We start from the raw sequence: 10,210 nt of genomic DNA on the forward strand, positions 1-10,210 counted from the left end.
TGCGCGTCGTGCACGTCGGCGGCCAGGGACGCGACGTGGTCCCAGTCCTGCTCGATCCGCTCCGCGCTCTGGCTCATACCCTAATCGTACAGGTGTTCGACCACGCTCAGCATGGGTTGTGCACCGCAGTTCGATTGCGCTGCAAGCGAACTCGACCCGAGACGGTTTACGCCGCCCACCACGTATCCGGCCTGAAAGCCCTCCTGAGTGCCCTATCGGTTAGCGTGGAGGTATGGCCGGTCAGCCGTACTGGGAGAGCCCCGTGGAGAAGCAGATCCGCGAGGCCCAGGAGCGTGGCGAGTTCGACAACCTGCCCGGCGCCGGCAAGCCGCTCGACCTCAGCGACTCGGGCGACCCCGACTGGTGGGTGAAGCGCTTCGCCGCGCGCGAGAACCTCGACCTCGGCGGCGCGCTGCCGGGGCCGCTCGCGCTGCGCAAGGAGGCCGCCGGCTATCCCGAGTCCCTCGTCGACGTGCGCACCGAGGCGCAGGTGCGCGAGATCATCGAGGACTACAACAAACGCGTCCTCGCCGACCGGAGGCGCCCCGCAGTCGGCAACCTGCCGCCGCTCATCGCCAAGACGCTCGACGTCGACGAGATGGTGGAGCGGTGGCGGCCGCTGCGGACCGAACTCGAGGAGCAGCAGCGCCGGGCGAGGGAGGAGCGGGCCGCTGCGCGCGCTGCCGAGCTGGCCGCCCGCCCGTCGTGGTGGCGGCGGCTGCTCGGCCGCGGGTGACCGCTCAGGTCGTCTCCGCATACGGCGTGAGGTCGGCGATCGAGTCGACGATCCGGCTGGGCCGGTACGGGAAGTGCTCGACCTGCTCGCGGCTCGTCGACCCGGTCAGGACGAGGACGGTGCGCAGCCCGGCCTCGAGGCCGCTGATGATGTCGGTGTCCATGCGGTCGCCGACCATCACCGTCGTCTCCGAGTGCGCGTCGAGGCGGTTGAGGGCGCTGCGCATCATCAGCGGGTTGGGCTTGCCGATGTAGTACGGCTGGCGGGCGGTCGCCGTCGAGATCAGGGCGGCGACGGAGCCGGTGGCCGGCAGCGTGCCGTACGGGCTGGGACCGCTCGGGTCCGGGTTCGTCGCGATGAAGCGGGCACCCTTCTCGATCAGGCGGATCGCGCGCGTGATCGCCTCGAAGGAGTACGTCCGCGTCTCGCCGAGGACGACGTAGTCGGGGTCGCGGTCGGTCATGACGTAGCCGACGTCGTGCATCGCCGTCGTCAGCCCCGACTCACCGACGACGTATGCCGTGCCGCCCGGCCGCTGCTCGGCGAGGAACTGCGCGGTGGCCAGGGCGGACGTCCAGATCGACTCCTCGGGCACGTCGATCCCGCTCACCAGCAGTCGGGCGCGCAGGTCGCGAGGCGTGAAGATCGAGTTGTTCGTCAGGACGAGGAAGGGCCTGCCGGAGCCCTTGAGCGCCTTGACGAACTCGGCAGCGCCGGGGATCGCGTCCTCCTCGTGCACCAGGACGCCGTCCATGTCGGTGAGCCAGGTCTCGACGGGCCGGTGATCGGTCATGGGCCCATTGTGTCGGCTCCCGCCCCGCGCTTCCTCTTCGCGCGCACCCGGCCCGGCGCTACCGTCGATGGATGGGACAGCGGATGGCACACGGACTCGTCCAGGTCGCCCAGCACGCCGACGACCTCGGTCGGGCGACCGCCTTCTACCGGGACCTGCTGGGTGCCGAGCCGCTCGCCACCTACGACCCGCCCGGACTCGTCTTCTTCGATATCGGCGGCGTGCGGCTGCTGCTCGACCCGGGGGCGCCGAGCGCGCTGCACTACCTGCGGGTCGACGACCTCCACGGCACGGTCGAGCAGCTGCGGGCCTCCGGAGTCGAGGTGCTCAGCGAGCCGCACGTCATCTTCGGGCACGAGGACGACACCCTCGGGCCGGCCGGCACCGACGAGTGGATGGCCTTCGTCGCCGACTCGGAGGGCAACCTCGTGGGCCTGGTCGAGCAGCGGGAGCGTGCCTGAGCCGAACTGTCGAAGTGGGCCGGCCCCGATCGTGGACAGGGTGGAGGCCGCACGCCCGGTGCGGCCCGAGCCCAGCCGGAGCCGACAGGCGCCGGCGAGAGGAGACCATCATGACGACCTACCTGATCAGCCTGTTCTCACCCGACGGGCCGCCGCCGGCGGACCTCGACCTCGGTCAGGTGATGGCCGACCTGGAGGTGGTCAACGCCGACATCCGCGCCGCCGGCGGCTGGGTCTTCGCCGGTGGCCTGGGCGACCAGGCGAGTGCCACGACGATCCGCAGGCGGCGAGGAGGCGCCGACGCGGTCGTCACCGACGGGCCGTTCGCCGAGGCGAAGGAGCACCTCGGGGGCATCTCGGTCGTGCGGTCCGACGACTACGACGTCGTGCTCGGCTGGGCCGATCGGATCGCCGGAGCCACCGGCCTGCCCGTGGAGGTGCGGCCCTTCCAGGGCGAGGAGGAGCCGGGCCAGGCGCCGACCGACGGTGCCGCGCGCTCCCTAAGTGACCGGCGGTAACCTGCGGTCATGAGCACCCCGCTGACCACGGCGCCCCTGGACCTCGCCTCGACCTGGGGCGGGACCAGCCAGAGCATCGACCTCGACGGGCCGGTGCACTGGGTCGACTTCGGCGGGACCGGCGGGCCGCCGGTCGTGCTCGTCCACGGGCTCGGCGGCTCGTACCTCAACTGGGTCGGCATCGCCCCGGCGCTCGCCGAACGGCGCCGGGTCGTCGCCATCGACCTGCCCGGCTTCGGCCTGACGCCGGCTCAGGGGCGTCACACCAGCGTCAACCATAATGCCGCGCTGCTCAGCCGCTTCGTCTACGAGGTCCTCGGCGAGCCGGTCGTGCTGGTCGGCAACTCGATGGGCGGGATGATCAGCCTGCTGCTCGCCGACCGCCGTCCCGAGCAGGTGCTCGGCCTGGCGCTCGTCGACCCGGCGCTGCCCAACCCGGGTGCCCGGCCCGACCCCCAGGTGGCCGCGACCTTCGCCATGTATGCCGTGCCGCGGGTCGGCGAGCTCGTGCTGACCCGCTACACCTCGCGCTTCAGCGACCGCCAGCGGGTGCTCGGCACGCTGGCCCTGTGCTTCGCGGACACGACGCGGGCCGACCCCGCCGTCACCGAGGCCTCCGTCGAGCTCGCGGCGTGGCGCCGCTCGCTGCCCAGCCCAGAGGTGGAGTTCCTCGGGGCCGCCCGGTCGCTGATGCGCGTGCTGCGCGGACGCCGCGACTACGACCGGATCATCCGCGAGGTGGACCGGCCCGTCCTGCTCGTGCACGGCACCCGCGACCGGCTCGTCCCGATCTCGGCAGCTCGCCGGGCCGCGCGGCTCAACCCCGCGTGGCAGACGGCCTTCCTCGACGGCGTCGGGCACACCCCCCAGCTCGAGGCGCCGCAGGAGGTTCTGGAGCACCTCGAGCCCTGGCTCGACTCGCTGGACTGAGCGCCCGGTCGGCGGGAGCCCACGCCGCCACGGGTCGGATCAGGAGACGCCGTGCGCCACGCGGGTGGCGAGCTCCGCGCCCCACTCCCGGGCGCGCTCGAGCTCGCCCTCCACGACCGGTCCCGCGGTGTCCTGCACCCAGAAGCTCTCGCCGCGTTCGGCCCGGTCGAAGCCGCGGTGCCGCAGCGCCTTGGCGGCCGCGGCCGCAGCGGAGCCGGGCAGCATCTTGACGTGGATCCGGGTGTCGAAGGTGACCACGGGCAGGCCCGCGCGTGGCGTCACCGTCTCGATCCACTCGCGCAGGCCCTGCCGGGCGGCGGTCGCGCCCTTCGCGGCCGCGTCCTGGCGGGTCTGGGGTCGGGTCATGCTGAAGGCGTGCGTCGGGCCGCCGACGAGGAGCAGCCCGACGTCGTCGCCGATGCTCGTCGGGGCCTCGTCGACGGGGACGAGCGTGACCTCGCCCATGTCGGGCGCTCTGCCGTGGCGCAGGCCCTCCGCGATCGTCTCCGCCACCTCGCGGGTGTTGCCGAACAGGGACTCGTGGACGATGAGGACCTTCATGCTCGTTGCCTTTCCACCATCCACGCTACGCGCGGCGCCGGTGGTCGTTCCGCGATCCGTGACGAACGAGAGGCACGCCACCACAATGGGATCGGGATCGTCGCCGGGGGTCCCGTGACAGCGAGGAGGGCGCCATGAAGGCCAGCGACTGGGACGAGCGGTATGCCGCCCACGACCTCGTGTGGTCGGCCGAGCCCAACCGCTTCGTCGCCGCGATCATCGGCCCGCTGACGCCCGGCCACGCTCTCGACGTCGCCGCAGGCGAGGGGCGCAACGCGATCTGGATGGCCCAGCAGGGCTGGACGGTGGTGGCGGCCGACTACTCCACCGTCGCCGTCGAGCGGATGAGGTCCCTGGCGGCGGACCGGCTCGGGGACGACGTGGAGCGCCTGACCCCGTTGGTCGCGGACGCGACGCAGCCGGCGCCGGGCGGCCCGGCGGCATACGACCTCGTCCTGCTCTGCTACCTCCAGCTGCCCGGCGACGAGTGGCGGCAAGCGCTGCGCGAGGCGGTCGAGGCGGTGCGGCCCGGGGGGCACGTGGTCGTGGTCGGCCATGCCGGGCGCAACCTCGCCGACGGCTGGGGTGGCCCGAGCGACCGCGGCGTGCTCTACGATCCCGAGGAGGTGCTGGAGCGCGCCGGCGGGCTGCCCGTAACCGCCGTGCAGTCCGGCATCCGTGAGCGGCCCGTCGACACCGAGGACGGCGAGCGCGTGGCGCTGGACACGGTCGTCGTGCTGCGGCGCCAGGGCTGAGCCGGCCCGGGTCGCGTGACGAACCAACGCACAGGCGCTGGACCCCGCGTGCCCGCGGAACCCGGTGCGGCTGGCCTAGTCGCCCTGTCGGGTCGCTCGCAGCTGACCCGGGCGGCGGAAGCGGTGGACCTCCTGAGGCCAGTCGAGCGCCGTCGCGAGCCGCCCGGCCCAGTAGCGGGCCGCCTCGTCATCGGCGACGTCCACGACGCAGAAGCCGCCGAGGTGCTCCTTGGTCTCGACGTAGGGCCCGTCGGTGAAGACGGGCTCGCCGTCCTTCGCCTCGACGCTGAACAAGGCCGTGGACCGGTCGAGCCCACCGTTGGTGAAGACGAGTGCGTCCACGGCTCGCATGTCGTCGAGCACCGCACGGGCCGCCGCCGCCTTGTCCTTGATCTGCTCCTCGGTGTGCTCCTGCACCCACTCGTCGTTGAAGGTGATCAGGTACTCCGTCATGGTTCTCCTCCAGGTCGTGAGCGGGCCCGTCGCCGCCCATCCTGTCAACGAACGGCTCACCCCGGTTTCGACAGCGGTCAGCGGCGGCCGTACTTCTTGTGCACCGCCTGCCGACTGACACCGAGCTGCTCGGCGATGTCGGCCCACGCGAGTCCCTGGTTGCGGGCTCGGCGCACCACTGCCGCCTCGGTGCGGTCCGCTGCCCGCCGTAGCTCGCGTGCAGCGGCCAGTGCTGCACGCGGGTCGTCGTCGCCCGTCGCTCGAGCCAGTGCCAGCACGTCGTCCACCTCCATGGTCACTCCGGTCCCGTCCGCATGCGTCAATCCCAGTTGACAGCGTATGCCGCGTGGCGCGCCGCGTCAACGGGGGTTGACAGCTCGTCCATAGCCCTGGGTCGCCGACAAAGCGATGGCCCCGACAGGTGCCCGGCAGCAGGATGTCGGCATGGCACTCGCACTCTCGCACACCACCGTCAACGCCCTCGACGCGTATGCCCAGTCGGTCTGGTGGGCCGACCTGCTCGGCTACCACCAGCACCCGGACGACCCGAACGAGCCGGGCCACGAGGAGTGCATGATCTTCTCGCCGGACGAGTCGCACCGGCTCCTCTTCATCGAGGTGCCGGACGCCAAGCAGGTGCGCAACCGGGTGCACCTCGACCTCCGTCCGACCGACCGGCCGCGCGACGAGGAGGTCGAGCGCGTCAGGGCCCTCGGCGCCACGGTGGTGCAGGACTGCCGCACCGAGGACGGCCGCGGCTGGGTCGTTCTGGCCGACCCCGAGGGCAACGAGTTCTGCATCCTGCGCAGCGACGAGGAGCGCCGCACCGCCGGCGACCTCTGACGAGCGGCCGCCAAGGAGGGGCCACGCTGCAACCCGGACGCGAGCTTCGGGCCCATCCTCGCCGCTCATCATCTACGCGCGGCAGGGCCGGCGGGCGTGGGCTCCGCGCCGTCCAGCATACGCGCGGGGGTATTCTGTGCTCCTACCCCGAAGAGCACAGGAGGAGCCGTGGAGCTCGACCTCGACGAGATGCAGTCGGTCATCCGGCGCCTCAACCGCGCGCGCGGCCAGATCGGCGGCATCGTCAAGATGATCGAGGAGGGCCGCGACTGCAAGGACATCGTCACGCAGCTCGCCGCCGTCTCCAAGGCCCTGGACCGTGCCGGCTTCGCCGTCATCGCCACCGGGCTGCGGGAGTGCATCACCCACCCGGACGGCGAGACCATGGACGTCGCCGAGATGGAGAAGCTCTTCCTGTCGCTGGCCTGACGCGCCAGCACTCTGGACGAACCACGCATCCGGGGGCGACCATTGACGGCACGGAGGTCGTGCCATGAAGGTCCAGCCGAATGCGCCCAGCCCGCCCCTTGCGCCGGCGGTCGAGACTGCTGCGGATTTGGCCGTCCACCTCGAACGGGTGCGGCTGCACCGCTCCGAGCTGCGCGAGTCCGTCGCGGCGGTGGACCTGGCGCTCGAGGCGCCGATCGCCCGCGGCGGCATGTGGCGTGAGCGGGTCCGGGCGGCCCTCGCCGAGCTCGGGCACGACTTCGAGGACCACATCACCCTGACGGAGGGCCCTGGCGGGCTCTACGAGCGACTGCGCCACGCCGCCCCCCGCCTCTCCGTGCCGGTCGACCGGCTCGCGGCGGAGCACCGCGAGCTGCGGGAGGTCATCCACGGCTACCTCACCGTGCTCGAGCACGGCGGCACCATCGGCGACCTCCCCGTCTTCCGTGAGGAGCTCACCGTGCTCGTCGGCCGGCTCGTCCGACACCGCCAGCGCGGCGGCGACCTCGTCTACGAGGCCTACGACGTCGACCTCGGCGGGTCGGACTGAGGTCGGACCCGCCGAGGAGGCGCCCGGGCCTCAGCCGTCGGACGGCTCGAAGCGCGGCCGCAGCGTGAATCCGGAGACGCCCTCGCTGCTCGTGCGCGACGCGAGGACCTGGTGCAGCTGGATCTCGTTGCGCTCGAAGGCCAGGCGCGACCCGGCGAGGTAGAGGCCCCACACCCGGGCGCGGCCGAGGCCGGCGAGCTCGACGCACTCGTCCCAGTGCTTGGCGAGGTTGGCGTTCCACGCGCCGCACGTGCGGGCGTAGTGCTCGCGCAGGTTCTCCTGGTGGCGCACCTCGAAGCCTTCGTCCTCCATGACGCGCACGATGTCGCCGCTGCCGGTCAGCTCGCCGTCGGGGAAGACGTAGCGGTTGATGAACCCGCGCGAGGGCAGGCCCGCGTGCTTGTTGTCGGGCCGGGTGATGCAGTGGTTGAGCAGGCGCCCCTCGTCCCGCAGGCGCTCGCGCAGGAAGCGGAAGTAGGCCGGGTAGTTCTTGACGCCGATGTGCTCGGTCAGCCCGATGGAGCTGACGGCGTCGAAGCCGCGTTCGGTGACGTCGCGGTAGTCGCCGTGCCGCACCTCCGCCCGGTCGCCGATGCCGTCGGCCTCGATGGCCCGCTGGGCCCAGGTGGCCTGCTCGCGCGAGAGGGTGACGCCCAGGGCCGTGACGCCGTAGTGCTTCACGGCGTGGCGCACCATGCCGCCCCAGCCGCAGCCGACGTCGAGCAGGCGCATGCCCGGCTCGAGGCCGAGCTTCTTGGCGACGAGGTCGTACTTGTACGCCTGGGCCTCCTCGAGCGAGGCCTCGTCGGTGGGGAAGCACGCGCACGTGTAGGTCATCGACGGACCGAGGACGTGCTCGTAGAACTCGTTGGACACGTCGTAGTGGTGGGAGATCGCCTCGGCGTCACGCGTACGCCCGTGCCGCAGTCCGTGCGCGAGGCGGCGCAGCGGGCTCGGTGTCTCCTCGGGGGGCAGCGTCGGCGGGTGCGGGCGGTGGCTGGCCACGAAGCGAGCCAGCTCGGCGGCGTCGCGACGGTCGGGGCGGCGCGGGGTGAGCCCGTCGCGCACGACCCGAAGCACCTCGTAGGGGTCGGCCTCGTCCATCCCCTCGATGACGAGGTCACCGCTCAGGTACGCGCGGGCCAGGCCCAGGTCGCCGGGCGAGGCCAGGATGTGGTTGAGCGCGTCGGGGTTGGTCAGCCGCAGCACGAGCCCGTCCGGGCTGCCGCCCTCCGAGCCGTCGTATGCGACGACCCGCACCGGGGCCTCGGGGCCGAACACCCGGTCGAATGCCTGTCCCACCGTGAGCGTCATCGTGCCTGCACCGCCTTTTCGTAGAGAGTGGGGAACCGTCCCCTCGGGTCGTATCTGTGCTTGACCGGGGCATACTGCGTGCCGCCGTAGAGGGCGGCGAAGGTCGCCTCGTCGTAGTACGCGTCGGAGTAGAGCGACTTGTGGCCCCCGAGCCTGGTCACCTCCGCCTCGATGCGACGGTTGACGTCGCCGTCGGTCGCCCCCGGCTCGATGGCCACCGTGGACCAGAACCCGACGTTGACGTAGGGCTCGTCACGGCGCATCGGGTAGAGCGGCCACGGCGTCTCGTCACTGGAGGCATACCCCTCCGGGCGCAGCTTCACCGGGCACAGCCACACGGGCTCGATGGGCACCTCGTGCAGGAACCACTCGACGAACTCGGCGGTGCGCTCGAGCGGGATCTCGACGTCCTGCACGACGCGCTCGCGGTCGGGCAGGCCGCGGAGCCGGTCGATGCGGGCCATGACGCGGTGGCGGTTCTCGAAGGCCACGATCTTCCAGTAGACGTCGCTGCGCAGCAGGTCACGAGGCCAGAGCCGGCGGATCGTGGGGTTCTGGGCGCCGAAGGCGCGGCTGCACCAGAACCAGTCCGTGTCCCAGCGCCACAGGTAGTCGTGGGCGGTCAGCACGTCGGTGCGACGCGACTGGATCGAGCGGTAGAAGATCTCCGCACCGGTGTAGTCGCTCGGGCGGGCCTGTCCCTCGAGGGTGTCGGTCCAGCGGCCGAGGCTGAGGTAGGCCTCCCGGGCGCTGAAGACGACACCGTCGAGGAAGTCGACCCGGTCGCCGTCCCACGTCTGCGAGGCCATGACGTCGCCGACCGCGTCGGTGAGCGCCTCGAGCGAGTCGAAGCGCACGTGCCGAAGGGCGACGTAGGGCCGGGCGGGTTCGAGCTCGATGACGAGGTCGAGTGCGTAGCCGAGTGAGCCGTAGGAGTTGGGGAAGGTGCGGAAGAGGTCGGCGTGCTCGCCGTCCGGGGTGGCGGTCACGACCTCGCCGTCGCCGGTCAGGATCCGCATCTGCAGCACCGACTCGTGCGGCAGCCCGTTGCGGAACGACGCAGCCTCGATGCCGAGGCCGGTGACCGCGCCGCCGATCGTGATCGTGCGCAGCTGGGGCACGACGAGCGGGACGTAGCCGTGCGGCAGCAGCTCGTCGACGAGCTGCTCGTAGGTCGTCAGCCCGCCGACGAGGGCGGTCGCCGGCTGGCGGTCCCGACCGGGTCGCACCTCGACGACCCCGCGGAACGCCGACAGGTCCAGGCCCGGTGCGTCGGTGGCGCTGCGGGTCCGGAAGAGGTTGGACGTGCGCTTGGCGAGCCGCACGGGCCGGTCGGGCGGGAGGGCCGCATACGCCCTCTTCACCTGCTCGAGCGCGCGCTCGTGCTCGTGGAGCCGATCGGCGGACTGGCGCCGATCCGCCAGGGAGGCGACTCGAGGGGTTGTCACCATCGCAGTCAAGCAGATCACCTCGGCAGGTGCGGTTCCGGCTACTCGGTGGCCAGCATGGTGGCGCCGAGGCCGACCATCATGACGCCGCCGGTCGCCCCGAGCCTGTCGAGCCGACCGGGCTTGCGGGCGAACCACTCCCGTGCCCGGGCCGCGAGCAACGCCCAGATGCTGTCGCTGCAGACCGCCATGGCGCCGAAGAGGCCGCCCAGGAGTGCCATCTGCACGGCGACGCGCCCGGCCGCGGTGTTGACGAACTGCGGGAGGAAGGCGACGAAGAAGAGGACCGTCTTGGGGTTCGTCAGGCCGACGACCACGCCGACGCGCAGCGCATGAGGTCGTCTGGGGGACAGGGGCGTTCGCTGTGCTCCCATCGCCTCCCGCGCCTCGTGGCGGTGCCG

Annotated in this window: 15 protein-coding genes; 8 read left to right on the forward strand and 7 right to left on the reverse strand. The window is 72.0% G+C overall.

The features are described from left to right. Nucleotides 1-232 precede the first annotated feature (232 nt). Nucleotides 233-736, forward strand: a complete 504-nt coding sequence (locus ABD194_RS20670) for a DnaJ family domain-containing protein (RefSeq protein WP_343995036.1) — start codon at nt 233-235, stop codon at nt 734-736. A gap of 4 nt (nt 737-740) precedes the next feature. Here the strand turns inward: ABD194_RS20670 and ABD194_RS20675 are convergent, their stop codons facing one another. Further along, on the reverse strand, nt 741-1,529 hold the full coding sequence (locus ABD194_RS20675; protein WP_343995038.1) for an HAD-IIA family hydrolase: 789 nt from the start codon (nt 1,527-1,529) through the stop codon (nt 741-743). 71 nt (nt 1,530-1,600) lie between these two features. Between ABD194_RS20675 and ABD194_RS20680 the strand changes: the two genes are divergently transcribed. The 3 genes from ABD194_RS20680 to ABD194_RS20690 all read left to right on the forward strand — a co-directional run bounded on the left by ABD194_RS20680 (nt 1,601) and on the right by ABD194_RS20690 (nt 3,438). Next, nucleotides 1,601-1,990 carry a VOC family protein gene (locus tag ABD194_RS20680; RefSeq protein ID WP_343995040.1) on the forward strand — a complete coding sequence of 130 codons (390 nt, stop codon included), beginning with the start codon at nt 1,601-1,603 and terminating at the stop codon, nt 1,988-1,990. Nucleotides 1,991-2,100: 110 nt separating this feature from the next. Next, complete coding sequence (locus ABD194_RS20685) at nt 2,101-2,508, forward strand: YciI family protein (protein WP_343995042.1); 408 nt, start codon at nt 2,101-2,103, stop codon at nt 2,506-2,508. A 9-nt stretch (nt 2,509-2,517) separates the two neighbouring features. Further along, nucleotides 2,518-3,438 (forward strand): alpha/beta fold hydrolase, encoded by a 921-nt coding sequence (locus ABD194_RS20690; RefSeq protein WP_343995044.1) that lies wholly within the window; start codon nt 2,518-2,520, stop codon nt 3,436-3,438. A 39-nt stretch (nt 3,439-3,477) separates the two neighbouring features. Here the strand turns inward: ABD194_RS20690 and ABD194_RS20695 are convergent, their stop codons facing one another. Next, nucleotides 3,478-3,999, reverse strand: coding sequence for a flavodoxin family protein (locus tag ABD194_RS20695; RefSeq protein ID WP_343995046.1), 522 nt, complete (start codon nt 3,997-3,999; stop codon nt 3,478-3,480). A 134-nt stretch (nt 4,000-4,133) separates the two neighbouring features. Between ABD194_RS20695 and ABD194_RS20700 the strand changes: the two genes are divergently transcribed. Next, nucleotides 4,134-4,754, forward strand: a complete 621-nt coding sequence (locus ABD194_RS20700; RefSeq protein ID WP_343995048.1) for a class I SAM-dependent methyltransferase — start codon at nt 4,134-4,136, stop codon at nt 4,752-4,754. Between the two features lie 75 nt (nt 4,755-4,829). On the opposite strand, the gene ABD194_RS20705 is transcribed toward ABD194_RS20700, so the two are convergent. Together ABD194_RS20705 and ABD194_RS20710 are read right to left on the reverse strand one after the other, a co-directional pair. Further along, the gene (locus tag ABD194_RS20705; RefSeq protein ID WP_343995050.1) at nt 4,830-5,207 is read right to left on the reverse strand and encodes a YciI family protein; all 378 of its coding nucleotides are present in this window, start codon (nt 5,205-5,207) and stop codon (nt 4,830-4,832) included. Nucleotides 5,208-5,284: 77 nt separating this feature from the next. Continuing rightward, entirely contained in the window at nt 5,285-5,500 is a 216-nt protein-coding gene (locus ABD194_RS20710; RefSeq protein ID WP_343995052.1) for a hypothetical protein, read from the reverse strand. 151 nt (nt 5,501-5,651) lie between these two features. Between ABD194_RS20710 and ABD194_RS20715 the strand changes: the two genes are divergently transcribed. The 3 genes from ABD194_RS20715 (at nt 5,652) to ABD194_RS20725 (ending at nt 7,047) form a co-directional block, all read left to right on the forward strand. Next, nucleotides 5,652-6,050, forward strand: a complete 399-nt coding sequence (locus ABD194_RS20715) for a VOC family protein (protein ID WP_343995054.1) — start codon at nt 5,652-5,654, stop codon at nt 6,048-6,050. A 168-nt stretch (nt 6,051-6,218) separates the two neighbouring features. Beyond that, nucleotides 6,219-6,479 carry a metal-sensitive transcriptional regulator gene (locus ABD194_RS20720; protein WP_343995056.1) on the forward strand — a complete coding sequence of 87 codons (261 nt, stop codon included), beginning with the start codon at nt 6,219-6,221 and terminating at the stop codon, nt 6,477-6,479. A gap of 64 nt (nt 6,480-6,543) precedes the next feature. Next, nucleotides 6,544-7,047: a hemerythrin domain-containing protein gene (locus ABD194_RS20725; RefSeq protein ID WP_343995058.1), complete on the forward strand. Its 504-nt coding sequence runs from the start codon at nt 6,544-6,546 to the stop codon at nt 7,045-7,047. A gap of 30 nt (nt 7,048-7,077) precedes the next feature. Here ABD194_RS20725 and ABD194_RS20730 read toward each other — a convergent pair whose 3' ends face one another. The 3 genes from ABD194_RS20730 to ABD194_RS20740 form a co-directional block, all read right to left on the reverse strand. Next, complete coding sequence (locus ABD194_RS20730; RefSeq protein ID WP_343995060.1) at nt 7,078-8,361, reverse strand: class I SAM-dependent methyltransferase; 1,284 nt, start codon at nt 8,359-8,361, stop codon at nt 7,078-7,080. Further along, nucleotides 8,358-9,809 carry an FAD-binding oxidoreductase gene (locus ABD194_RS20735; RefSeq protein WP_343995062.1) on the reverse strand — a complete coding sequence of 484 codons (1,452 nt, stop codon included), beginning with the start codon at nt 9,807-9,809 and terminating at the stop codon, nt 8,358-8,360. The genes ABD194_RS20730 and ABD194_RS20735 overlap by 4 nt, the downstream gene beginning before the upstream one ends. Nucleotides 9,810-9,850: 41 nt before the next feature. Continuing rightward, on the reverse strand, nt 9,851-10,210 hold a 360-nt coding region (locus ABD194_RS20740), incomplete at its 5' end, for a LysE family translocator (protein WP_343995064.1).

This window comes from Terrabacter terrae, assembly GCF_039529575.1.
Lineage (GTDB): Bacteria > Actinomycetota > Actinomycetes > Actinomycetales > Dermatophilaceae > Terrabacter > Terrabacter terrae.